Genomic DNA, 23,939 nt, shown 5'->3' on the forward strand with positions numbered 1-23,939 from the left:
AGTGATCTGCGGGGTTATCCTGCCCGAATATTGCATCCTGCCTTGGTTTTATTGTTCGATATCGATATTGCATCGAAATTTTCGGCAACGCAGAGGTGGCAAGCATTCATGAGCAAGGGTTGGCATGCCGAGCTTGAACTGGGTTTCGAGCACAGTCATGAAGTGACGCGTCTCATGCGCCGCCGTCACATGGGGCCGCTCGCGGTGCAGCAGCCTTTCTATCCTGAGAAAGACGGCAGCGCACACGTCTACCTTCTCCATCCTCCGGGCGGTGTCGCTGGAGAGGACGTCCTTGATATTTCCTGCTTTTTAGGGCCGAGCGCCAAAGCCGTTCTGACAACGCCGGGTGCAACCAAATTCTATCGCAGCGACCGGGGCCGCAGCATCCAGACGACAAAGATCGATGTCCGCGAGGGCGGTATCTGCGAGTATCTCCCGCAGGAAACAATCGTATTCGATGGCGCGAAGGCTTCCATAAGCACGCATGTCTCCCTGAGCGGAGACGCAGTTTATCTCGGGTGGGACATTGTCAGTCTCGGACGGCCCGCCTGTCAGGAAAGCTTCGACGCTGGAGAAATTCGCCAGAGGGTCGAAATATTCCGCGACGGAAAGCCGATCTGGTTCGAGCAGTTTCGCCTTCATGGAGCCGATCAGGCGATGGGCGCGGCTTTTGCATTTTGCGCCAAACCGATCGTTGCAACGATGGTTTATGCCGGCCCCACGAATGAAAACACGCTTCAGCGCATTCGAGAAACGCTCGGCGACGCGGGAAAAAGCCTGTTTTCCGTGTCGCAGCTCGAGCGGGTGCTCGTCTGTCGCTATCTCGGTGGACGCATGTCGGAAGCCAAAGCACTGTTTCGCAAAGCCTGGGAAGTCATCCGTGAAACAGGTCTGGGAAAACCGGCGGCTGCACCGCGCATATGGGCAACATAGATGATTGTGGAGAGGGTCTATCAATGGAACTATTGCCACGTGAAAAGGACAAGCTTCTGATTTTCACCGCAGCGCTGGTTGCGGAACGACGAAGGGCTCGAGGGCTGAAACTCAATTACCCCGAAGTGGTGGCTTTGATCTCTGCCGAAATCCTCGAGGGCGCCCGCGACGGCAAGACCGTCGCCGAACTCATGTCCTACGGAGCTACCCTTCTCACCCGCGACGAGGTGATGGAAGGCGTACCGGAAATGATCCATGACATTCAGGTGGAAGCCACCTTTCCGGACGGTACCAAGCTTGTGACCGTTCACAATCCCATTCCGTAGAACATTTTCTGCACCGCAGAAAACCTTTGGGCCTTTTGCTTTTACGCGCATCTTGCACACTTCGGGATGCGCTCGAGGAGACGATCATGATACCGGGTGAATATTTCATCGAAGACGGGACGATCGAACTCAATAACGGTCGTGAAACCCGCACCATCGCCGTGGCGAACACTGGCGACAGGCCGATACAGGTCGGGTCGCATTATCATTTCTACGAGACGAACGAGGCTCTTGCCTTCGACCGGGAACGGGCGAGGGGCTTCCGCCTCAATATTCCGGCTGGGACCGCTGTGCGGTTCGAGCCGGGGCAGGACCGAGAAGTCGAACTGGTCGCGCTGGCTGGCGACCGCCAGGTCTACGGCTTCAATGCTAAAATCAACGGGAAGCTGTAGGAGGGGGAGATGGGAACCATCTCAAGACAGGCCTATGCGGAACTCTATGGCCCGACAAAGGGCGACCGTCTGCGGCTGGCCGATACGGAACTTATCATCGAGATCGAGGAGGATCGCTGTATTTATGGCGAGGAAGTGACCTTCGGCGGCGGCAAGGTTATCCGCGATGGCATGGGGCAGGGACAGAAGCCCTCTGCCGAAACAGCCGATCTTGTCATCACCAATGTCATCATCCTTGACTATTGGGGTATCGTCAAAGCCGACGTCGGCATCAAGAACGGTCGTATTTCCGGGATCGGCAAGGCCGGGAATCCCGATATTCAGCCGGGCGTCGATATCGTCGTCGGACCGGCAACCGATGTTATCGCGGGCGAGGGCAAAATTCTCACCGCGGGCGGCATCGACACGCATATTCACTTCATTGCGCCGCAGCAGGCCGAGGAAGCTCTGGCCAGCGGCACCACCACACTGGTCGGCGGCGGAACGGGCCCAACGGTCGGCACGCTCGCCACCACGGTTACACCGGGGCCATGGGCCATCCACCGTATGCTAGAAGCCGTTGAAGCGCTTCCGATCAATGTGGGACTGTTGGGCAAAGGCAATGCGAGCAAGCCCGAACCCCTTCGCGAGCAGATCAGGGCCGGTGCTGTCGGCTTGAAGCTGCATGAGGACTGGGGAACGACGCCTGCCGCCATCGATAATTGCCTGAACGTGGCCGACGAAGAAGACATTCAGGTCGCCATCCATACGGATACGCTGAACGAAAGCGGGTTCGTCAAGGATACCTTTGCCGCGATGAAGGGCAGGACTATCCATAGTTTCCACACGGAAGGTGCCGGTGGCGGTCACGCGCCCGATATCATCACGGCGGCGGGCGAAGAAAATATCCTGCCATCTTCAACCAATCCGACGCGTCCCTACACCATCAATACGGTCGACGAGCATCTCGATATGCTGATGGTCTGCCACCATCTCAGCCCGAAAATTCCCGAGGACGTGGCTTTCGCGGAATCCCGCATCCGGCGGGAAACCATTGCGGCAGAAGACATTCTCCATGATCTGGGCGTGTTCTCGATGATGTCGTCGGATTCGCAAGCCATGGGCCGCATCGGGGAAACCACCCTGCGCTGCTGGCAGACCGCCCACAAGATGAAGGTGCAGCGCGGCCCGCTTAGCGAAGACAGCAGCCGGAATGATAATTTCCGCGCCAAGCGCTATGTCGCCAAATATACGATCAACCCGGCGATCACGCATGGATTTGCCCATGAAATCGGCTCGATTGAAGTGGGAAAGCGGGCCGATCTGGTGCTGTGGAAAACGCAATTCTTCGGCGTGAAGCCAAGCCTCGTCCTGATCGGCGGCATGATTGCCACCGCCCCGATGGGCGATCCCAACGCATCGATCTCAACGCCGCAGCCGGTCCACTACCGGCCAATGTATGGAGTGCTGGGGCGGGCGCTCGGTTCCACCGGGGTTACCTTTGTCTCGAAATCGGCGCTGGATGACGGCATCGGCGAGAAGCTGAAACTCAACAAGCAGCTGGTTGCCGTGAAGGGCATCCGGAATATCCGCAAGAAAGACATGATCCATAACGGGCTGACGCCCAAACTGGAGGTCGACCCGCAGAGTTATCACGTGCGGGTGGATGGGGAATTGATCACGTGCGAACCGGCTGACGTTCTGCCGATGGCGCAACGCTATTTCCTGTTTTAAAGCGCCCTCGGGTCTGTCCCGACTACGCAAGAACGCTCTAGAGCATTTCCAGCAAAAGTGTGAAACGGTTTTGCGTTCGGAAATGCGGCAGAAACAGTGAGTTAGAGCGGTTCCAACGATTCCATTAAAACAGGAACCGCTCTAATTGTTGAAGCTGCGCATCGTGCTTCCGAAAATCGATTTCGATTTTGGGGGTCCGATGCCGTAGCCGGAGGAAATAGATCACGAAAGAAGGGATTACTTCCATGCGTCTCAATACCATGCAGGATCATCCTTCTCTGGGCTTTGTCGACTGGACGCTGCGCGGCATCGGGCAGGTGGTGTTCCAGAACAACCCGCTATCCGGGTTGGTCATTTTGTTCGCCATTCTGGTCAATTCCTGGATTTATGCCCTCATCTGCCTGCTTGGAGTCGTCTCCAGCACGCTGACGGCAATCATCCTCAAGGCGGACAAGGGGCTTATCCGGGACGGCCTGTTCGGGTTCAACGGAGCTTTGGTCGCGCTGGCGCTGATCGCGTTCACCAGCGAGGATTTCCGCAGCGGTGCGCTGCCTTCGCCCGCCATGACGATCTATTTGATCTTCGGGGCAGCCTTTTCCACCATGGCCTTTACCAGCATCGCAGCGCTGCTGGGCCCGCACAAGGTTGCGCCGCTGACAATGCCCTTCGTGCTGGTCGGATGGCTCTTTCTGTTCGCCATTCTCAAGTTCGACGCCATCGACGCCGGGCCGATGGCAAAGCCGGTTTCGCCGGAGCAGTTTTCCTACGCCATCCCCTATGACCTTCCGACCTGGTACATGGGGGTCGGCACGGCCATCGGGCAGATATTCTTTCAGGACAACTGGATTACCGGTTACATCATGCTTGTCGGTATCGCGATCCACTCGCGGATAAGTGCCTTGATGGGCCTACTGGGGGCGATAATAGGAGCGGTGATCGCCGCCGCATTCGGTGGGCCGGAAGGAGCCATTCGCGACGGGCTTTTCGGCTATAACGCGGCGTTGACGGCAATGGCGCTGGGAGGCTTCTTCCTCGTTTTCAACTGGAGCAGCTTCCTTTACGCGGTCTTCGGCGCCATCGTGTCCACATGGGTGTGGGCTTCGGTCGCGATCTTCCTGAAACCGATCGGAATGCCGGTGCTGACCTCGACCTTCGTGCTGGTTACCTGGGTGATGCTGATCGGTCAGTATGCTTTCAAGGCGCTGGTGCCGGTTGCTCCGCCGGATGCGACTTCGGCGGAAGAAAATCTCGAGCGATACCGTCAAACGCTTCGCTCACGACCGGAATAGGCGGCTGTATTGTGTCTCGTGCCAGGCGCTGGCCATCGCCAGTGCGGGAGCCGTGTTGCCGATTTCATCGTCATTCAGCGTGCGGGCCTTTTCAGCCGCGCGCTCAATCTTCGTTGCGCCAGCGATAAGTATCCTCTGGCCAGCCGTATGGCCGAGCGGGACGAAACGGATTGCAGCCATGATCTGGCTTTCAACCACACTCCACATCAGGCCGCGCAGCGCATCGTCGGGCGCAATATTCCAGTGACATGCTGCAATCGCAAAGGCTGCTGGATAGGTCGAGCGCTGGTCAGAAGCGAAGCTGCGTGCCCGCCCGATACCAAGATCCGACAGCAATGTGAGCAGGGACTCGCCCATGCGGCGGTCCTCAAGTTCAAGTTCGCTGCTCTCACGGCTTGCTCCAAGCCAGTCATTCAGCCGGTGGAATTCGGCATCGTCGTTTTGCATCAAGGCCGAAACCATCCGCCAGAAAATCGCGCCATCGAGCGCGGCGTAGCTGTGTTCCAGAAGGCCGAATACCCATTCGGCACAGCTTTCCTCATTCGTGACCGTTCCGGCATGGACGGCCCATTCGAGGCCGCGCGAATAGGAAAATGCACCCACCGGCTGGCTGGGACTGACCAGCCGCAGGAGATGCAGCATAGGCAGTGCCGGAGAATGCAGAGGCATTTCCGGCACTGGCCTGTCATTTTCAATTTCAGGTTCGGTGTTTCTCTTCGAATGATCCAGCAAGATGACGCTCACATCACCCGGCCATCAGATAAAGTCCGCTGAGGGCAGCAAAGCCCCCCGCCACTCGCATTGCCATCTGCCCGCTGTATCCCTGTAGCGCGCGCCCTGCGGCAAGCCCTACGCCAATGCCCGCTGCGTGAAGCAATGCGGTCGCAAGCGCAAAACCGGCACCATAGGAAAGAAACGCAGCGCCGCCGATTTCTCCGCCATGCGCATAGCCATGGAAAAATGCGAAGAACCCGACGATAAGTGCAGCAACCGGGGTCGATGCACGGAATGCCACGGCCACGAGAAGGCCGAGCACGATAACGGATGCGAGGATGACGGGCTCTACATAAGGAATCGGCAGACCGCCGAGGGCGGCTACGAATCCCAGCAGCATGACGCCCACAAAGCTCAGCGGAACGGCGATGAGCGCCCTTCCGCCAAGCATTGAAGCCCAAAGGCCGACGGCAACCATGGCAAGTATGTGGTCGGCGCCGGACAGGGGGTGTGAAAACCCGGCCGCAAACGAACCGTGTTCGGCGGGGTTGAGATGCGCGAAAGCAGGGCTTGCCATCACTGAGAACAGTGCGGCGGCAAGAAGAAATGTCCTTTTCATTTTCGCTTCCTTTCAACAACAATGATTATGCTTAGAAGGAACCAAACACAGACCCCAGCACGAAGACCACCGCGAGCGATATGATCACGCCGACGATCACGGTCATGACCATGTCGAAATAGCTCGACGCATGGGTTTGCTTGCTGATCTGTAGAAGGAGAAGCACCGTGCCGTTATGCGGCAGCGCGTCCAGCGTGCCAGCGCTGAGCACGGTGAGGCGGTGCATGAGGTCGGGGCTGATCCCATATTGCATCGCCAGCCGCATATATTCGTCGCCCAACGCATTGAGTGCGATGGCCATGCCGCCGGATGCCGTTCCGGTGAGAGCCGCCAGTGCGTTCATGGCGACGATCAGCGAGACGAGGGGACCGCCGGGCACCTCCAGCGCGGCATCGCGGACGACCGTAAAGGCAGGCATGGCAGCCACGACTGCACCGAAGCCGACGAGGCTTGCTATGGTGAGGATCGGCAGGACCGAGGAATTGGCCCCCGCATCGAGGCTTTCCCGGATTGCCCGCAGCCGCCGGAAATTGACCGCCAGCAGCGTCACGATGGCCGCTGCCAGCGCAATAAGAACTGCCCAAAGGCCGATCGACGATCCGACGTCGATACCCCATGGCTCCTGCTCCAGAAAGGAGAAATCGACACGGGGCAAGATGATCAGTGCCATCAGGAAATTGACGACGATGACGACGAGCAGAGGCAGAATGGCAAAGAAAAAGGGCGGCAGATCGCTGGCGCGCGCACCGTGCTCGAACTCGGCCGGGTCGAAGTCGCCAGACAGCGTCGATTGTTCCCTGACTTTTTCGGTGATTTCGAGATCGCCCGCATCATCGACATAGTTTTCGCCAGCAGCTCGCACCTTGGCTTCCGCGCGTTGCAGCCACCACATGCCGAACGCAAGAGTAATAATGGAGGCGATAATGCCAAGTCCCGGCGCCGCAAAAGTCGTGGTTTCGAAGTAGGGCATCGGAATGGCATTGTTCGTGGAAGGCGTGCCCGGCATTGCCGACATGGTGAAGGTAAAGGCGCCAAGGCCGATGGCCGCTGGCATCAGCCGTGCCGGTATGTTGGCGGCCTTGAACATTTCCCGAGCCATCGGAACCAGAACGAAGAAGGCGACAAAAACGCTGACGCCGCCATAGGTGACGACTGCCGATGCGAGCACAACGGAAAGCATCGTGCGCTTTACACCGAGTTTTTCCGTCAGATATCGGGCAATGGACGTGATGGAACCACTGTCATCCATCAATTTGCCAAAAATGCCGCCAAGCAGAAAAAGCGGAAACCACCGGGCGACGAAGCCTGCGGTGCCGCCCATGAAAGTCGACGTCCAGTTGGCCAGAAGTGGTTCGCCTGAGAGAACCGCAACAAGCAGTGCAGCCACCGGCGAAAGCAGAATGACGCTCCAGCCGCGATAGGCAAACCACATGAGCAGGGCTAGTCCGAGTAGTATTCCAAGCAAACCCATGCAATCTGACCCCTCAGTCGATTTTGGAAAGAATGCCTCCGGAATTTCTTGATGAAACTACTTTAGATGAAATAATTCAAGCACTATAATTAAAATATGATATCGTAGAGATGAGAAGTCTTCCTGATCTCCACAAAGAATGCCTATACTGTCCGCTGTTCAGTTGAGCGACTTTGCCGGTAGGCATTCAGCTGTAATGCGGATGTTCGACCGCATGGAATTCCATCTCTGCTTGGTATGAAGGCAATTGCCTGCGCGATCACAAGGCATAAAGGACCTGCATGGCGGAAGTCGTCGCAATCCCGTCTATCATGATCAATCTCGGGCTGGCTCTTCTGCTTGGTTCCGTGATCGGTCTCGAACGCCAGATCAAGCAACGCCATTCCGGCCTCGTGACGCATGGTCTCGTGGCATTGGGCGCCGCGGCCTATGCTTCGCTGCCCAACGCTCTCGGGCTTGAGAACGATCTGAGAATGGGGTCGCAGGTTGTCACAGGGATCGGCTTTCTCGGCGCCGGACTGATTATCAAGGATGGTGCAAGCATCAAGGGGCTGAGTACCGCAGCCACGATATGGAGCACCGGCGCGGTTGGCGTTCTGACCGGCTACGGGATGTGGCCCCTCGCCATCGAAACGGCGTTTTTCATCGTCTGCCTCAATATTTCGCTGCCAAGGATCGCGGTGCTCGTGAACCGCTATTCCTTCGTCGAACCGGAGAACGAACAGTACTATCTCGTGAAATTCCGGTGTCCTGCGGAAAGTGAAATTCCGGTCAGGGCGCTGCTGATCCAGACCCTCGATCTGAAGAAACTCCGCTTCCACGCGATCCGGAGTCATCACATCGAAGGAAGCAATGAGGTCGAAATAGAGGCGACGCTGTTCGCCGGCAACGAAGACGACCGGCTGGTCGAAGCGCTGGTCGCGCAGATGAGCTTGCGTTCCAGCATCACCTCAACAAGCTGGCTGAAACTGGAAGATGGCGAGTGGTGAGCAGCCCTCTGGTTTTATTGCAAGCAGGCTGTACTATTATATCAAAACATGCACATACTTTCATATTCGCAGTAACGCATCCCTTTTAACATAGAGGGGTCCGCAATGGACGTTCAGCAACTGCAGTTAATGGAACGCAAGACAGTCGAACAGAGAAAATGGAAAAGTTTTCTCGGTATCGGCATTCTGCTTGCAGCAGGGGGAATACTCTGCCTGTTCTTGCCGGTCATCTCGGATTTTGCTGCCAGTACCATGTTCGGCCTGGTCCTGATGGTCATCGGTCTCGTCAAGATAATCCAGTCGCTCTGGATCAAGAGCTGGGCCGGCTTTGTCTGGCAGGAACTGTCCGGCGTCGTGGAGCTTATAGGCGGGATCATGATCTATCTGAACCCGCTCAAAGGTGCGCTTGCCATTACACTGCTGATTGCAATCGTTGTGTTTGTCCATGGTTTCCTTCAGCTGGCGCTTTCCTGGAAAATCAGACCGACAAGCGGCTGGTGGTGGTTTACGCTGTCCGGCCTCATCGCCTGGACCGCCAGCGCCGCTCTTGTGGTGAAGTGGCCTTTGACGCGTGACCTGCCGTCCGGATCGATTGCAGGAATCGCGCTGCTGATCGCGGGTGTCGCCTATATCGGAATAGCCTTGAGTACCCGAAATGCGTGAGTGATCGACCGATGCCGTCCCGGAGGGAGGACACGCAATTGAAGAAGTCTGTCGTTCGTCGTTCTGTTACCGCCGCCATTGTATCGATGCTGTGGGCTTTGCCCCTGCAGCCCGGCCTCGCTCAGCAGGCTCCAGCCGGCGCAGCGCCTCCTGTGGTCGTGCGCAAGGTGGAGTTGGCGCCCGCAAGCGCGCCACTTCGTTTCAACGGACAGGTAGAGGCAATCGAAGCCGTCGATATACAGGCGCGGGTCACGGGTTTTCTGAAAGAAAAGGCCTTTGAGCAGGGATCGGCGGTAAAGGCGGGCGATCTCCTTTTTGAAATCGAGCCGGATCAGATGCAGGCAGCGGTCATGTCGGCCCAGGCACAGGTTGCGCGTGCCGAAGCCGCCCAGAATGCCGCCCGACAAACGCTGTCGCGAACGCGAACCCTCGCCAACCGCAATACCGCTTCACAAGCCGCTCTCGATGAAGCGCAGGCTGCATTCGACATCGCCACGGCGGATGTGCAGAACGCCGAGGCAGCGCTCAACAATGCCCGGCTCAATCTCTCCTATACGCAGGTCAGAGCGCCGATCGACGGGACCATAGGGCGTTCGCTTTTTACAGTCGGCAATCTCGTCGGACCGAGCATGGGACCGCTCGCGCGCATTGTGCAGCTTGACCCCGTACGTGTCGTGTTTTCCATCCCGGACCGCGCGCTGGTCGCTATCCGACAAAAGGAGGCGGGTGGCGGAACGGTCAATCCGGGGAGTTTCAGGCTGACCCTGACGCTGGCCAATGATACGCAATATGGCGAACGCGGGACCATCCAGTTTATCGACAATGAGGTGAGCGCACAGACTGGCACCGTGGCGGTGCGTGCGCTGTTTGCCAACCCCAACCATATTCTGGTCCCAGGGCAGGTGGTTGCCGTCAGCCTGCTGGATGAGACGGTCGGTGAATTGCCGATAGTCCCCATGTCGTCCGTGTTGCAGGACCGACAGGGCAAATATGTCTATGTTCTCAACGAAGGAAACACGGTTTCCCGGCGTCCGGTCACAACTGGCGCGCGCATCGACAATGGCTGGTCCGTCACCGATGGCCTCAAGTCCGGCGAAACGATTGTCGTCGAGGGCTTGCAGCGCATCGCAGACGGGCAGGCCGTATCTCCCCGCGACCCGATCCCCGGCAGTGCAGGGGTGGGGCAATGATTTCCGAAATCTTCATAAGGCGAACCCGCCTCGCAATCGTCATCTCGATCATCATTTCCATCGCGGGTGCGATTGCGATCTTTTCATTGCCTGTCCAGCAATATCCGCAGATCACACCGCCAACGGTGAATGTATCGGCCGCTTACCCCGGCGCGAGCGCCGAGGTGATCGCCGATGTTGTCGGCGGGCCTCTGGAAACGGCCATCAACGGTGTCGATGGCATGATGTACATGTCATCCACCAGCTCCAATGCCGGGCAATATTCGCTGTCCGTCACTTTTGAAGTGGGGACCGATCCCGAGCTCGCGCAGATCAATGTTCAGAACCGCGCGCAACTGGCGATCTCCCGTCTGCCAGCAGCCGTGGCGCAACAGGGCGTATCGGTCCGGTCCCGCTCACCGGATTTCGTGTTGGGCATAGCGTTCTACTCGCCGGATGACAGCCTGAACGCACTGGAAATCACCAATTTCGCCACGACCACGATTGTCGATGCGCTGGCCCGCGTGCCCGGCGTCGGTGAAGCGAGCGTTGTCGGCGCATCGGAATATTCGATGCGCGTCTGGCTCAATCCGCAACGAATGGACGCGCTCGGTATAACGGTCGACGAGGTTTCGGCGGCGATCCAGCGCCAGAATATCCAGGCGACGCTTGGTCAGGCAGGCGCGCCGCCCATGCGTGTGGGCACGGAGCTGCAATATACGCTGGTGGCCGAGGGGCGACTTCGAGACACGGATGAATTTGGAAACATTGTCATTCGTACCGGGGCAGATGGCGCGAAAGTGTTCCTGCGCGACATCGCGCGCCTTGAGCTTGGCGCTCGCAACTATGCTTCGAGAGCAAGTTTTGCCGGCCATGAATCGGCGATGTTGCAGATCAACCAGTCGCCCGGCGCCAATGCGATCCAGACCGCGACAGCCGTGGAAGCAGAGCTTGAGCGCCTGTCATCCAGATTTCCTGCGGGGCTGCAATATCATGTTGTCTACGATGCGACACGGTTCGTCGAGGCCAGCCTGCAACTGACGACACGAACATTGTTCGAGGCTTTCGTGATCGTCCTCGCGGTCACATTCATCTTCCTGCAGGACTGGCGGGCAACGCTGATTTCGGCGCTGGCCATACCGGTCTCGATGCTGGGCGCGGTGGCGGTGCTGTTTGCTGTCGGCTATTCGCTGAACATGATCTCGCTGCTGGCCCTCGTCCTTGCCATCGGGCTTGTGGTGGACGATGCGATCCTGGTCGTGGAAAACGTCAAGCATGTGCTGGAGGATGAGCCGGAGATTTCGGTCATTGAAGCGACGCGCAAGGCGATGCACCAGATCACCGGGCCAATCATTTCCACGACGCTCGTCCTGCTGGCGGTGGTGACGCCGACTGCCTTTCTCGAAGGGATTGGCGGACAGCTTTACCGGCAGTTCGCAGTCACCATCTCTTCGGCTCTGGTACTTTCTTCATTCGTCGCCCTGACGCTCAGCCCGGCGCTTGCGGCGTTTCTGCTCAGGCATGGCGAAGGCGGTTACCGTCGCGGCCCGCTGGCGTGGTTTTCAAATTTCATGGAGAAAACCCGCAAGGGCTACGGCAAGATCGTCGGCATTCTGGTGAAGCGCTGGATTATACCGGTTGCAGGTGTGATCGCGTGTTTCGTGCTGGCCTATTTCGTCTTCGTCAATCTTCCTGCAACCTTCCTGCCTGATGAAGATCAGGGCGCGCTCTTTGTCGACATACAGCTGCCAAGCGCCGCTTCGCTCGACCGTACAAACCTGATTGTCGAGAATGTGCGCAAGGTCTTGAGCGAGACCGAAGGCGTTCAGGATGTCATAACGGTCTCTGGGTTCAGCATCCTGCAATCAACGAGCACGCCCAATAGCGCCATGGCCGTTGCAGCGCTTGCGCCATGGGCGGACCGCGAGACGAAGGCATTGCAGCTCAACAATATCGTCAATGGCTTGCGCGCGCAGTTCTCGCAGGTGCCGGGCGCAAATGTTGCGGTATTCGCGCCCCCCGCAATCGCTGGCATGGGCGCAGTTGGCGGCCTCGATTTCCGTTTGCAAGCCTTGCAGGGCCAGCCTCCGCAGGAAATAGCGCAGGTGACAGGCGCCTTGCTCGGCTACTTCAATCAGCGGCCGGAGATCGGCGGCGCGGCAACCACGTTCAACGCCAACGTCCCGCAGATCTATGTCGATGTCGACCGTTCCCGCGCCGAAGCCCTTGGCCTCAGCGTATCGGATATTTATGCCTCTATCGGTGCGAATTTCGGCTCGCGCTACGTCAATGATTTTACGCTGAACGGAAGGGTATTTCAGGTCAATCTGCAGGCCGATTCCGACTTCCGCGCGCACAGCGAGGATATCCTCAAACTCCATGTCAGGAACCGCAGCGGAGCCATGGTGCCGCTAAGAAGTGTGGTGTCACTGACCACGGTGCTGGCACCGTTCGTCATCACCCGATACAATCTTTCGGCTTCGGCGCAGGTGAATGCCGTAACCGCTCCGGGTTGGAGCAGCGGACAGGCCATGGCGGCGATGGAGCAGGTTGCTTCGGAAACCTTGCCGGAAGGCTATGGCTATGAATGGTCCGGATTGTCCTTCCAGGAAAGAAGGAGCAGCGGTCAGGAGGCAATCGTCTTCGCGCTTGCTTTCCTTTTCGCCTATCTTTTCCTTGTCGCCCAATATGAAAGCTGGGCCTTGCCCGCAATCGTCATCCTGTCATTGGGCGCGGCGCTGCTGGGCGCTGTCGCGGGTCTCACATTCTTCGGGCTGCAGAACAGTCTCTATGTGCAGATCGCGATGGTGTTGCTGATCGGGCTTGCCGCAAAAAATGCGATCCTGATTGTGGAATTCGCCAAGGAGCAGCGCGAGGCCGGTCTGACAGCCGGGGAGGCAGCCCGTGCCGGTGCCGAACAGCGTTTTCGTGCGGTCATGATGACAGCCGTTTCCTTCATCCTCGGCATTCTGCCTCTCATCCTTTCGTCTGGCGCCGGGGCAGGCGCAAGACAGGCCGTCGGCGTCACTATCTTCGGCGGGATGGTCGCCGCGACCACTCTGGGATTGCTTCTCACCCCCGGTCTCTATTTCGTTATTCAGCGTCTGGCCGAGTATTTGCCGGGGCGCTTGGGCAGGCGGTCTGAGGAGAAAAAGGATTCAGCTTCGGAAACCGTGCAAGAGTGAAATTTCCGGCAGACGCCTTTCCGTTATTGCGATAGCGGGAACCCGATAGAAAACGAGAGCACGACCATGAAAGTGAGACAATTCTTACAAATAGCGCTGATCGCGGGCAGCTTCGGACTTTCCCATGGCGCGAGCGCTGAGGGCAGGACCGAATCTGAAAGGAACCTCGAAGCTTTTCCGGCAGCGGCGTCCGGTTCCTACCGCTATGTCATCCATCTTCCGCCGCTTGAGAATGAGCACGATGCCAAAGTGGAAATCATCGCGGGCCGCAACGCAACCGTGGACTGCAATATCAGCTGGTTCGGCGGAAGTTTGACACCGGGCACCGTTGAGGGCTGGGGCTTCGACTATTTCACCCTCGCGGCAAGCGACCGCATGTCGGGCACGCTGATGGCTTGCCCGGAAGGCAGCAAACGAACCGATTTCGTGCCTGTGCGCGGCGAGAATTTCATGCTTCGCTATAACAGCCGTCTCCCGATTGTCATCTATGCGAAAGACGGCTTTGAAATCCGCTACAGAATCTGGAAGCCGTCTGACGAAACGCACAATGCAAAGCGGGGATAGCAGTCTTTCTATACCCGCCTTGAATGATGGGACGATGCTTATTGACTGAAGTTTCGCCCGTCGCCGCGTTTTGCAAAGCGCAGGACGATGAAACCGGCAAGCCCGGCAACAAGCGAACCGATCAATATCCCGATCTTCGCTTCGTTCTGCAGCAACACATCATCGAAGGCGAGCAGCGAGATGAACAGGCTCATCGTGAAGCCTATGCCGCACAAAAGCGTGGTCCCCAGCATCTGTGCCCAGCTTGCACCGGCCGGCAGGCCCACAGTTCCGCTTTTTACGAGCAGCAGCACAGCGCCGAAAATACCGACGAGCTTGCCGATTGCCAGACCGGCGGCGACGCCCATCGTCACCGGCGCTACGAGTGCTTCCATGCCGAGGCCGGAAAAGCTGACACCGGCATTGGCGAAGCCGAATATGGGGACGATGATGAACGAAACCGGCTTGATCAGGCTATGCTCAAGCAGGTGTAGCGGGCTTTCCGAGATGGACGATTCCGGCTTGGCGGGCGTGCGCTTGATCGGAATGGTCAGCGCCAGCAGAACGCCTGCAATCGTCGCGTGAACACCGGAACGATAGGTGAAGAACCAAAGGAGGAGGCCCAGCAGCAAGTAAGGCGTCAGACGCTTCACGCCCGTGAGGTTCAAGGCCAGAAGGGCGCCGACGACTGCTGCGGCCAGCCCCAGATTCATCAATGAAACGCCGGACGTATAAAACAGCCCGATGATAATCACTGCGCCAAGATCGTCGATGATGGCAAGGGCGGCGAGAAACACCTTCAGCGATGTCGGCACCCGTGGTCCAAGCAACGAAATAACGCCAAGCGCAAATGCGATATCGGTCGCAGCCGGGATGGCCCAACCGTGAGAAGCGCCGCTGTTGAGATTGAAGGCAAGATAGACCAGGGCCGGCACCGCCATGCCAGCCGCTGCGGCGGCTCCCGGCAGAATCCGGCGCGGCCATGACGAAAGGTGGCCGTCGACCATCTCGCGCTTGATCTCCAGACCGACCATCAGGAAGAACACCGCCATCAGCGCATCGTTAACCCAATGCTGGACCGAAAGGGGCCCCAGATAGGCATGAAGAGCGCTGAAATAGGCTTCTGAAAGCTGGGAATTGGCAACGGCCAACGCCGCTATAGCTGAAGCTATGAGCAACAGGCCGCCTGACGACTCGCTGTCGAGAAAATTGCGTATAGTATTTTGAATGCGACCAGCCATGGCAGCTCCCTGATAGAAACGGTTAAAAACAGTCTCCGTATTCAGGGCAGTCCCTGGGCGCACGCAGCACACGCCATAAGGGCAAGATAGTCACAAATTCCGAAGGTTCAAGTCATGGCCGCATCATCATCCGAGCCATTCTAGAGTGACAGGCGCAAACCGGATTTGTTGTATCTCAAAGAAGACGGGAAATTCTGTCCGATATTCCATTCAATCGATAACGCGGGGCGGGCAGTCTTTGCTGCCCGCCCCGCGCCTGATCCCTGATGTGGGATTACTGGTTGATTTCAGGCTCGACCAGCTTCTTCAGTTTTTCGAGAGATTCCTGCCAGCCGAGATAGCAGGCTTCAGCGGGGATGATATCGGGCACGCCCTGCTGTTCGATATTGATTTCCGTCCCGACCGAAACGGCTTTCAGCGTGATCGTGACTTTCATTTCGCCCGGCAGGTTCGGATCGTCGAAACTGTCCGTATAGACAAGCTTTTCCCCCGGAACGAGTTCAACATAAGTGCCGCCGAAAGAATGGCTCTGGCCTGTCGTGAAGTTCCGGAACGACATTTTGTGCTTGCCGCCGACCTTTGCGTCCATCTCATGGACGGTGCAGATAAAGCCGTAAGGCGGCAACCAGCTTGCCATCGCGTCCGGCTCGACGAATGCGCGATAGACCTTTTCCGGCTTGGTGGCGAATACACGGTGCAGGCGAATAGTGCTGGGCATGGTTTCCTCCATTTTTCGCTTTTCAGTTCAGTGGGCGGTGGCGGGATGTTTGAAGAGCAGGCTTATATATCGCTTGAGATGGTCGATGCTTTCGATCGCTCGCTGCGGGTCGCCACTTGCCTTGGCGATGATGAACGCCCCCTGGATCACGGCCTGGGTATGAAGGGCGAGGCTTTCGGCGGTGAAATCACCGGCAACCGCATAGCGTTCCATCGCGGCTGCTATATCGGGGACAAGCGTGTCCGCATGGCTTGAAATGCTGGCCCAGCAGGCATCCCGGATAACGGAATTGGTCTCATAGACCTCCTGCGTCATGGTGCCGACGAGGCAGGTGAAGTCAGGCAGCTCGCCTTCAATCAGCTGCTTGCGCAGCTCGACATAGGCCAGCACGCGATCAAGCGGGTCTTCGGGAGCGTGATAGGCGGCATCGGCAAAAAGTGCACCTGTCGTTTCCGACCAATAGTTCGCGGCGGCAACGGCCAGATCTTCCTTGCTGGAGAAATGGTGAAAGAAAGCGCCTTTGGACAAGGATGCCCTTGCGCAGATGTCATCGACCGTCGTGGCCGTGTAACCCTTCGTGCGAATGACGTGCAACGCTGCATCGAGCAGGTTGGTTCGGGTCAATGGGTTCGGTTTGCGTGCCATGTTCTTGCTCCTGACGAAATAATACCAACTGGTTGGTATGAAATCAAGCGGCGTTTCGTGCCTGCTTTTGTAGCGGGGAGGGTGTCCGGATGGCGCGATGCTATGATTCTGAAAGACGGTGCGATTTCGGGGGTATGGTCCGGCCTTGTGGATAAGTTTGATGTCATTGAAAAAGCCCGTAAATCGGGCGTTCCGCGGCAAAATCGAAAAATCTTATTCTTTCTTCATGACCCTTGCTTGACACTTGTTCGAGAACCCCTTAAACGACCGCTCACACCGGACGGAAACGCCGGTGCGACGCAGCCTCAGGGCTGCCGAGAAATGCGCGGGTGTAGCTCAGTTGGTTAGAGTGCCGGCCTGTCACGCCGGAGGTCGCGGGTTCGAGCCCCGTCACTCGCGCCACTTTCCTCTCAACAAATCGATAGATTGAACGTTGACACGAAAGTGGCGCCCACCGCCGTTTCACTTCTTTTCATCCAGCGCATTTCCAGCAAAAGTGCGGAGCGGTTTTGCGCAGGATAATGCGCAGAAAAAGAGCGAGCATTTCCAGCAAAAGTGCGGAGCGGTTTTGCGTAGGATAATGCGCGGAAAAAGAGCGAGCCTTTCCAATGATTCAATTTAATTGGGAATGCTTGGAATTGCTGACATTGAACGGACGTTGAAACGTCCTGTGAATGATTTTTCCAATATCGCAAATCTTCTCCAAACACGCGCTTGACACTTGTTCGAGAACCCCTTAAACGACCGCTCACACCGGACGGAAACGCCGGTGCGACGCAGCCGCAAGGCTGCCGAGAAAGATGCGCGGGTGTAGCTCAGTTGGTTAGAGTGCCGGCCTGTCACGCCGGAGGTCGCGGGTTCGAGCCCCGTCACTCGCGCCACTTTCCTCTCAACAGATCGATAGATTGAACGTTGACGCGAAAGTGGCGCCGAACCGCCTTCTCTTCAGAAAAATTCGTGAGATGCCGACCGTGGGCCTGCTACTTGGAAAATTGTTTCCAGGACAGATAGGCAACCGACAGGATTATCGCGGCAATGACCAGAAGATCGCCGCTGGCGAGCAGATAATGGCTCATGCGTGATCTCCTTTCGCTTGCTTTGGCCGACTATGCATTCATGATAGCCGGTGCGAATGCGATCTGAAGGCATTGCTTCGCAAAGCCATCGCCCTCCGGAATGTTTCCATTCCAACTTTGGCCGCAAATGCGAACGGAATTTTCCATCGTTAGGACAGGCGACCTTTCAAGCGGAATCGTGGAAGTCGAGGCCAGCCGTTTCGCCCATGCATTGCCAAGCAACCGATTTCCTGTTTTCAATCGCGTGGGACCGGCTGACAGGAACGGATCGCTGCGACGATGACCCGACGCGCTTTTCTTGGTGTGCTTGCAACGTTTTTGATTCTTGCCGGCTGCGGCACGCCCCGCGCCGTGTTGTGGCACGGACCGAATTCGAGCCCGCAATCGGTGGCAGCGGCCGAAGCCGCCATCGTCAAGCCCGCGAAGCCGGCGGCGGTGGTTCCCATCTACGTTGCGACGAGCCGCCAGCGCTCGGACGACTTCTCGCAGCCCTACAATTCAAATCGCTCCAAGACACTGAATTTCGCGCAGGTCGATGTCGGCATTCCGGCAGCCCACGTCAAAGGACAGGTCGAGTCGACCGGCTACAAGCCCGACCCGGCCAAAAATTTCGCAGCCACGGCGTTCCAGCCATACGACAATGCGGAGCAATTTCTCGCACTATTGAATGCAGCCCTGGCGAAGCAGGGGCCGAAGGACAGGGAAATCCTGATCTTCGTGCACGGCTACAACAATAATTTTGCCGACAGCACATTCCGCACCGCGCAATTCGTCCATGACTACAAGATGAAGTCGGTGGCGGTTGAATATGCCTGGCCATCGGGCGGCGATCTGGGCCTTTATGTCTACGACCGCGACAGCGCCGACTTTGCGCGGGACGGTCTGGCGCGGTTGCTCGAACTTGTCGCGCGCAGCAAGGCCGAGCGTATCGTTCTCGTCGGGCACTCCATGGGTGGCTTCGTTACCATGGAGGCCTTGAGAACCCTGTCGCTGCGCGGCGAAAAGAATGTGCTGCGCCGCATCACGGCGCTGCTGCTCGCCGCACCGGACATCGACCTCGACGTGTTTGAAAAGCAGATAAGGGATATCGACCCCATGCCGCGTCCGACAGCGGTGATGACCTCGCGCAGCGACCGCGCGCTCGGCGTCTCATCCCTCATTACCGGCGGTCATGCGCGGGTGGGGGACGGCACCAGTATTCCGACGCTCCAGAAATATGGAATAGCGGTGATAGACGCCACCGATCTGGATGGCGGCGCGCACAATGTCTTTGCGTCTTCGCCGTCACTCATGGCTCTGGTCAGCGATGGCACCCTTTCGCTGGGTGCGTTGAATGCGCGGGCAGGCCAGACGACGGGACAGGCGGTTCTGGCGGACGGGGCTTCCGCAATCAGGGGAGCGGCATCGCTCGTGCTTTATCTGCCGGGCAGGCTGGTTGGCGCAGGGGCTTCGGCTGCTCCATGAGCGCATTTTCAAGCGGGCGCTGAACCCCCTGATTTTCATTCCCAACTTGCCGGCAGTTGATTCTCCCGGCGATTGCCAAGTGAGGCAGCCCGTGCGACTTTTCCTCACGAAATTATGATCTTTTCATGTTATAGGGGTTTTAAGGGGGATAAGCGGGCCGGATGCATGGCTTGTTAAGCATCTTGGCTCGACTTTGCCCAATAGATCGTGCCGGAGGGGTTGCGCTTGCGCACGCGCTGCGATAACCGTCCCGGCGAAAAGCGCTTAGTTCGCACGGCATGCCTTTTGAAGCTGCTTGGGGCGACGGGGTTGCAACAGATGCAATGTGTCGCATGGTCGTCAGCTCCAAAAAGCTTATGACAGGCGGCGCAGCCTCGTATTCAAGCCGGATAAAGGACCATGAACGAGCTTTTAAGTTCCTACCTGCCGATCGTCATCTTTCTCGGCATTGCGATGGTAATTGGCGTAGCCCTTCTGGTTGCGCCGTTTCTTGTCGCTTACAGACAGCCGGACCCGGAAAAGCTTTCCGCTTACGAGTGCGGCTTCAATGCCTTCGATGACGCCCGTATGAAGTTCGACATCCGTTTCTATCTGGTGTCGATTCTCTTCATCATCTTCGATCTGGAAGTCGCCTTCCTTTTCCCGTGGGCCGTGTCCTTTGGTGAAATCGGCTGGTTCGGCTTTGCGTCGATGATGGTGTTCCTTGGCGTTCTGACCATCGGCTTCATCTATGAATGGAAGAAGGGAGCGCTGGAATGGGATTGACCTCAGCCAACACAACGCTCGTGGCTCCGCAGCCGAAGGGCATTCTTGACCCGCGCACGGGCAAGCCTGTCGGTTCCGACGATGCATTCTTCAACGATCTGAACAGCGAGCTTTCCGACAAGGGCTTCATCGTCACCTCTGCTGACGCTCTGATTACCTGGGCGCGTACCGGCTCACTGATGTGGATGACCTTCGGTCTTGCATGCTGCGCCGTGGAAATGATGCACATTTCCATGCCGCGTTACGATGCCGAGCGTTTCGGTATCGCTCCGCGCGCTTCACCGCGACAGTCCGACGTGATGATCGTTGCAGGCACGCTGACCAACAAGATGGCGCCCGCTCTGCGCAAGGTCTACGACCAGATGCCGGAGCCGCGTTACGTTATCTCGATGGGTTCCTGCGCCAATGGCGGCGGCTACTACCACTATTCCTATTCGGTGGTGCGTGGCTGCGACCGCGTGGTTCCGGTCGACATTTATGTTCCGGGCTGCCCTCCGACTGCTGAAGCGCTGCTGTACGGCATTCTTCTCCTGCAGAAGAAGATCCGCCGCACCGGCACGATTGAACGCTAAGGCCGAAGAAAAGGACATTTGATCATGAGCGAAGAAGCTCTCGGTGAACTTTCCGGCTACATCAAGGAACGCCTCGGCGATGCGATCGAAGAGGCGAAGCTTGCCTATGGCGAGCTGACGCTTTCGGTTCCGGTTGCCAGCATCATCAGCGTTCTGACTTTCCTGCGTGATGATGTGCAGTGCCAGTTCGTCAACCTGACGGATATTTCGGGCGTCGACTATCCGCAGCGCGCCAAGCGCTTCGATGTCGTCTACCAGCTGATGTCTCCGCGCCAGAACCAGCGCATCCGCGTCAAGGTTCAGGCCGACGAGGATACGCTGGTGCCTTCCGCGGTTCCGGTCTTTGTCGGCGCCGAATGGTATGAACGCGAAGCCTACGACATGTACGGCGTCCTGTTCTCCGGCCATCCGGACCTGCGCCGCATCCTGACCGACTACGGTTTTGAAGGTCATCCGCTGCGCAAGGACTTCCCGCTCACCGGTTTCGTTGAAGTTCGTTACAACGATGAGCTGAAGCGCGTCGCCTACGAACCTGTGCAACTGCGTCAGGAGTTCCGCAACTTCGACTTCCTCTCGCCGTGGGAAGGAACGGATTACGTTCTGCCGGGCGATGAGAAAGCCAAGGCGAACTGAGGACATACTCATGGGCGCAGGCGAGAGATTGAACGGTCAATGTCTTTGCGGGGCGGTGAAGTTCACCGCTGTTCCGGCAAAGATGGAAATGGATGTGTGCCATTGCAGCATGTGCCGGCGTTGGTCGGGCGGTGCTTTCATGGCCGTCAATTGCGGCACTTCGGTCGAAATCGAAGGCGAAGCTGCCCTCTCGACCTATTCGTCTTCGGAATGGGGCGAACGCCGCTTCTGCTCGAAGTGCGGTTCGTCGCTGTTCTGGCGCGGTGTCCATGATGGAATGACGGTCGTTTCGATGCAGGCTTTTGCCGAGCCGGAACGGTTTCATTTCGCCGAAGAAATCTTCATCGATAACAAGCCTGCGAATTACGATTTTGCCAATGACACCCACCGGATGACCGGCGAGGAGTTCTTGGCGGCTCTTGCAGCCAAACAGGAAGCTGAACATGGCTGAGACTCAGGTCCGCAATTTCAATATCAACTTCGGTCCGCAGCACCCTGCCGCGCACGGCGTGCTGCGTCTGGTGCTTGAACTCGACGGCGAAGTCGTCGAGCGCGTCGATCCGCATATCGGTCTGCTGCATCGCGGCACCGAAAAGCTGATGGAAGCCAAGACCTATCTTCAGGCCCTGCCTTATCTCGACCGCCTCGATTACGTCGCGCCGATGAACCAGGAGCACGCCTATGCGCTCGCCGTCGAACGCCTGCTGGGCATCGATGTGCCGAAGCGCGGCCAGCTCATCCGCGTTCTCTATTCGGAAATCGGCCGTATCCTGAACCACCTTCTCAACGTGACCACGCAGGCCATGGACGTTGGCGCGCTGACGCCGCCGCTCTGGGGCTTCGAGGAACGTGAAAAGCTGATGGTGTTCTACGAACGCGCTTGCGGCGCGCGTATGCACGCGGCCTATTTCCGTCCGGGCGGCGTCCATCAGGACCTGCCGGACCAGCTCGTTGAAGACATCGGCAAATGGATCGATCCGTTCTTCACGACGCTCAACAATCTTGATGACCTCATTACCCCGAACCGCATTTTCAAGCAGCGTAACGTCGATATCGGCGTCGTGAAGCTGGAAGACGCATGGGCATGGGGCTTCTCCGGCGTCATGGTCCGTGGTTCGGGCGCTGCATGGGATCTGCGCAAGTCGCAGCCTTATGAATGCTACAACGAGATGGAATTCGACATTCCGGTCGGCAAGAACGGCGACTGCTATGACCGTTACCTGATCCGCATGGAAGAAATGCGCCAATCGGCGAAGATCATGCGCCAGTGCGTCGATCTCCTGCTTGGCAAGGAACGCGTCGGTCCGGTTTCCCACACCGACAACAAGATCGTGCCGCCGAAGCGCGGCGAGATGAAGCGCTCGATGGAAGCGCTCATCCATCACTTCAAGCTTTACACGGAAGGCTACCACGTGCCTGCCGGTGAAGTTTACGCAGCAGTTGAAGCCCCGAAGGGTGAATTTGGCGTCTTCCTCGTATCGGATGGCTCCAACAAGCCTTATCGCTGCAAGCTGCGCGCTCCGGGCTTTGCCCATCTTCAAGCCATGGATTTCCTGTGCCGCGGCCATATGCTGGCTGACGTGTCGGCAATTCTTGGCTCGCTCGATATCGTGTTTGGTGAGGTTGACCGCTGATGTCCGTTCGCCGTCTCGCAGATGATGCCGTCCAGCCAGCCGCTTTCGCGTTCAGCGCGGAAAATCAGGCCTGGGCGCTCAAGACGATTGCAAAATTCCCCGAAGGCCGTCAGCAGTCGGCCGTCATTCCGTTGCTCATGCGTGCGCAGGAGCAGGATGGCTGGGTTACGAAAGCTGCCATTGAACACGTTGCAGGCATGCTCGAAATGCCGCTGATCCGCGTTCTGGAAGTTGCAACCTTCTATACGCAGTTCCAGTTGAAGCCCGTTGGCACGCGCGCCCACATCCAGGTTTGCGGTACCACGCCATGCATGCTGCGTGGTGCGGAAGCGCTGATGGATGTTTGCCGTCACAAGATCAATCACGATCCTTTCGAGCTCAATGCCGACGGAACGCTGTCGTGGGAAGAGGTGGAATGCCAGGGCGCTTGCGCCAATGCACCCATGGTCATGATTTTCAAGGACGCCTACGAAGATCTTACGCCGGAACGTCTTGCCGAGATCATCGACGCTTTCGAGGCTGGCAAGGGCGATACCGTCAAGCCGGGTCCGCAGATCGACCGCGAAACGTCCAATCCGCTCAATGGCCTGACGTCGCTGACCGAAGATCTGGACTACAAGAAGATCGGTCTTGAAACCCGCAAGGCATCGGACGCAGCGACCGCCAAGGCGAAGGCCGAAGCGGAAGCAAAGGCCAAGGCGGAAGCCGAAGCCAAGGCTGCCGAGGAAAAGGCTGCTGAGGAAGCGAAGAATGTCGCTCCGTCCAACGCCGCCAAGCCTGTGACCAACGCGCCCGAAACCGCTCCTGCGCTCAAGACGCCTTCTGAGGTCAAGGTTTCGAATGCAGCCGAAAAGGCCGCTTCGGTCGGAACCGCGCAGAATTTCAAGCTTGACGACAAGAACCGTCCGCAGCCCATGGAACGCCCGGAAGCTGTTGACGACCTCAAGCTGATTTCGGGCGTCGGTCCGAAGATCGAGCAGACCCTTCACGAGCTTGGCATCTTCACCTACAAGCAGGTTGCTTCCTGGAAGAAGGCTGAACGCGAATGGGTTGACGGCTATCTCAGCTTCCACGGCCGCATCGACCGCGAAGACTGGGTGAAGCAAGCCAAGGCTTTGGCCAAGGGCGGCGTCGAGGAATACATCAAGGTATTCGGAAAGAAGCCGGTATGATGACTTCGATATT

23 protein-coding genes and 2 tRNA genes are annotated in these 23,939 nt (G+C 57.8%); 19 read left to right on the forward strand and 6 right to left on the reverse strand.

All coding sequences use genetic code 11. From position 1 onward, the window contains the following. The first annotated feature begins 108 nt into the window (after nucleotides 1-108). From J9800_RS05480 to J9800_RS05500, 5 genes are all read left to right on the forward strand, one after another. Nucleotides 109-933, forward strand: coding sequence for an urease accessory protein UreD (locus J9800_RS05480; RefSeq protein WP_114215721.1), 825 nt, complete (start codon nucleotides 109-111; stop codon nucleotides 931-933). A 23-nt stretch (nucleotides 934-956) separates the two neighbouring features. Continuing rightward, complete coding sequence (ureA, locus tag J9800_RS05485; RefSeq protein WP_112587835.1) at nucleotides 957-1,259, forward strand: urease subunit gamma; 303 nt, start codon at nucleotides 957-959, stop codon at nucleotides 1,257-1,259. An 86-nt stretch (nucleotides 1,260-1,345) separates the two neighbouring features. Beyond that, complete coding sequence (locus tag J9800_RS05490; protein WP_112587837.1) at nucleotides 1,346-1,651, forward strand: urease subunit beta; 306 nt, start codon at nucleotides 1,346-1,348, stop codon at nucleotides 1,649-1,651. 9 nt (nucleotides 1,652-1,660) lie between these two features. Beyond that, nucleotides 1,661-3,364 carry an urease subunit alpha gene (ureC, locus tag J9800_RS05495; protein WP_114215581.1) on the forward strand — a complete coding sequence of 568 codons (1,704 nt, stop codon included), beginning with the start codon at nucleotides 1,661-1,663 and terminating at the stop codon, nucleotides 3,362-3,364. Between the two features lie 245 nt (nucleotides 3,365-3,609). After that, nucleotides 3,610-4,653 (forward strand): urea transporter, encoded by a 1,044-nt coding sequence (locus J9800_RS05500; protein ID WP_114215580.1) that lies wholly within the window; start codon nucleotides 3,610-3,612, stop codon nucleotides 4,651-4,653. On the opposite strand, the gene J9800_RS05505 is transcribed toward J9800_RS05500, so the two are convergent. Genes J9800_RS05505 through J9800_RS05515 form a run of 3 tightly spaced genes read right to left on the reverse strand, consistent with a single transcriptional unit; the run spans nucleotide 4,639 to nucleotide 7,457 of the window. After that, the gene (locus J9800_RS05505) at nucleotides 4,639-5,397 is read right to left on the reverse strand and encodes an urease accessory protein UreF (RefSeq protein WP_114215579.1); all 759 of its coding nucleotides are present in this window, start codon (nucleotides 5,395-5,397) and stop codon (nucleotides 4,639-4,641) included. The genes J9800_RS05500 and J9800_RS05505 overlap by 15 nt on opposite strands. Nucleotide 5,398: 1 nt before the next feature. Next, entirely contained in the window at nucleotides 5,399-5,986 is a 588-nt protein-coding gene (locus tag J9800_RS05510; protein WP_114215578.1) for a HupE/UreJ family protein, read from the reverse strand. A 31-nt stretch (nucleotides 5,987-6,017) separates the two neighbouring features. Then, a complete protein-coding gene (locus J9800_RS05515) occupies nucleotides 6,018-7,457 on the reverse strand; it encodes a GntP family permease (protein ID WP_114215577.1) in 1,440 nt (479 codons plus the stop codon). Between the two features lie 281 nt (nucleotides 7,458-7,738). Here J9800_RS05515 and J9800_RS05520 point away from each other — a divergent pair, with 281 nt between their 5' ends. The 5 genes from J9800_RS05520 (at nucleotide 7,739) to eco (ending at nucleotide 14,027) form a co-directional block, all read left to right on the forward strand. Then, the gene (locus tag J9800_RS05520; protein WP_114215576.1) at nucleotides 7,739-8,446 is read left to right on the forward strand and encodes an MgtC/SapB family protein; all 708 of its coding nucleotides are present in this window, start codon (nucleotides 7,739-7,741) and stop codon (nucleotides 8,444-8,446) included. 105 nt (nucleotides 8,447-8,551) lie between these two features. Continuing rightward, nucleotides 8,552-9,109 carry an HdeD family acid-resistance protein gene (locus J9800_RS05525; RefSeq protein ID WP_114215575.1) on the forward strand — a complete coding sequence of 186 codons (558 nt, stop codon included), beginning with the start codon at nucleotides 8,552-8,554 and terminating at the stop codon, nucleotides 9,107-9,109. A 38-nt stretch (nucleotides 9,110-9,147) separates the two neighbouring features. Beyond that, nucleotides 9,148-10,299, forward strand: a complete 1,152-nt coding sequence (locus tag J9800_RS05530) for an efflux RND transporter periplasmic adaptor subunit (RefSeq protein WP_114215574.1) — start codon at nucleotides 9,148-9,150, stop codon at nucleotides 10,297-10,299. Then, nucleotides 10,296-13,463 carry an efflux RND transporter permease subunit gene (locus tag J9800_RS05535; protein WP_114215573.1) on the forward strand — a complete coding sequence of 1,056 codons (3,168 nt, stop codon included), beginning with the start codon at nucleotides 10,296-10,298 and terminating at the stop codon, nucleotides 13,461-13,463. Before J9800_RS05530 ends, J9800_RS05535 begins: the two co-directional genes overlap by 4 nt. A gap of 66 nt (nucleotides 13,464-13,529) precedes the next feature. Continuing rightward, nucleotides 13,530-14,027, forward strand: a complete 498-nt coding sequence (gene eco / locus J9800_RS05540) for a serine protease inhibitor ecotin (protein WP_114215572.1) — start codon at nucleotides 13,530-13,532, stop codon at nucleotides 14,025-14,027. Nucleotides 14,028-14,065: 38 nt separating this feature from the next. Here the strand turns inward: eco and nhaA are convergent, their stop codons facing one another. From nhaA to J9800_RS05555, 3 genes are all read right to left on the reverse strand, one after another. Continuing rightward, nucleotides 14,066-15,247 (reverse strand): Na+/H+ antiporter NhaA, encoded by a 1,182-nt coding sequence (nhaA, locus tag J9800_RS05545; protein WP_112587859.1) that lies wholly within the window; start codon nucleotides 15,245-15,247, stop codon nucleotides 14,066-14,068. A gap of 274 nt (nucleotides 15,248-15,521) precedes the next feature. Further along, nucleotides 15,522-15,965: an SRPBCC family protein gene (locus J9800_RS05550; RefSeq protein ID WP_114215720.1), complete on the reverse strand. Its 444-nt coding sequence runs from the start codon at nucleotides 15,963-15,965 to the stop codon at nucleotides 15,522-15,524. 27 nt (nucleotides 15,966-15,992) lie between these two features. After that, entirely contained in the window at nucleotides 15,993-16,610 is a 618-nt protein-coding gene (locus tag J9800_RS05555; protein ID WP_114215571.1) for a TetR/AcrR family transcriptional regulator, read from the reverse strand. 325 nt (nucleotides 16,611-16,935) lie between these two features. On the opposite strand from J9800_RS05555, the gene J9800_RS05560 reads away from it, so the two are divergent. The 9 genes from J9800_RS05560 to J9800_RS05600 all read left to right on the forward strand — a co-directional run bounded on the left by J9800_RS05560 (nucleotide 16,936) and on the right by J9800_RS05600 (nucleotide 23,926). Next, a tRNA-Asp gene (locus tag J9800_RS05560) sits at nucleotides 16,936-17,012 on the forward strand. A 402-nt stretch (nucleotides 17,013-17,414) separates the two neighbouring features. Continuing rightward, nucleotides 17,415-17,491, forward strand: a tRNA-Asp gene (locus J9800_RS05565). A 474-nt stretch (nucleotides 17,492-17,965) separates the two neighbouring features. Beyond that, complete coding sequence (locus J9800_RS05570; protein ID WP_114215569.1) at nucleotides 17,966-19,150, forward strand: alpha/beta hydrolase; 1,185 nt, start codon at nucleotides 17,966-17,968, stop codon at nucleotides 19,148-19,150. A 399-nt stretch (nucleotides 19,151-19,549) separates the two neighbouring features. Next, nucleotides 19,550-19,915, forward strand: coding sequence for an NADH-quinone oxidoreductase subunit A (locus J9800_RS05575; RefSeq protein ID WP_006466588.1), 366 nt, complete (start codon nucleotides 19,550-19,552; stop codon nucleotides 19,913-19,915). After that, nucleotides 19,906-20,487, forward strand: coding sequence for a NuoB/complex I 20 kDa subunit family protein (locus J9800_RS05580; protein WP_112587865.1), 582 nt, complete (start codon nucleotides 19,906-19,908; stop codon nucleotides 20,485-20,487). Before J9800_RS05575 ends, J9800_RS05580 begins: the two co-directional genes overlap by 10 nt. 24 nt (nucleotides 20,488-20,511) lie before the next feature. After that, nucleotides 20,512-21,120 carry an NADH-quinone oxidoreductase subunit C gene (locus tag J9800_RS05585; RefSeq protein WP_112587866.1) on the forward strand — a complete coding sequence of 203 codons (609 nt, stop codon included), beginning with the start codon at nucleotides 20,512-20,514 and terminating at the stop codon, nucleotides 21,118-21,120. Between the two features lie 10 nt (nucleotides 21,121-21,130). Then, entirely contained in the window at nucleotides 21,131-21,571 is a 441-nt protein-coding gene (locus J9800_RS05590) for a GFA family protein (RefSeq protein ID WP_112587867.1), read from the forward strand. Beyond that, nucleotides 21,564-22,754: an NADH-quinone oxidoreductase subunit D gene (locus J9800_RS05595; RefSeq protein WP_112587868.1), complete on the forward strand. Its 1,191-nt coding sequence runs from the start codon at nucleotides 21,564-21,566 to the stop codon at nucleotides 22,752-22,754. The genes J9800_RS05590 and J9800_RS05595 overlap by 8 nt, the downstream gene beginning before the upstream one ends. Next, complete coding sequence (locus J9800_RS05600; protein WP_114215568.1) at nucleotides 22,754-23,926, forward strand: NADH-quinone oxidoreductase subunit E; 1,173 nt, start codon at nucleotides 22,754-22,756, stop codon at nucleotides 23,924-23,926. The genes J9800_RS05595 and J9800_RS05600 overlap by 1 nt, the downstream gene beginning before the upstream one ends. Nucleotides 23,927-23,939 lie beyond the last annotated feature (13 nt).

Origin of the sequence: Ochrobactrum sp. AP1BH01-1 (assembly GCF_018066705.1) — a bacterium.
GTDB lineage: Bacteria > Pseudomonadota > Alphaproteobacteria > Rhizobiales > Rhizobiaceae > Brucella.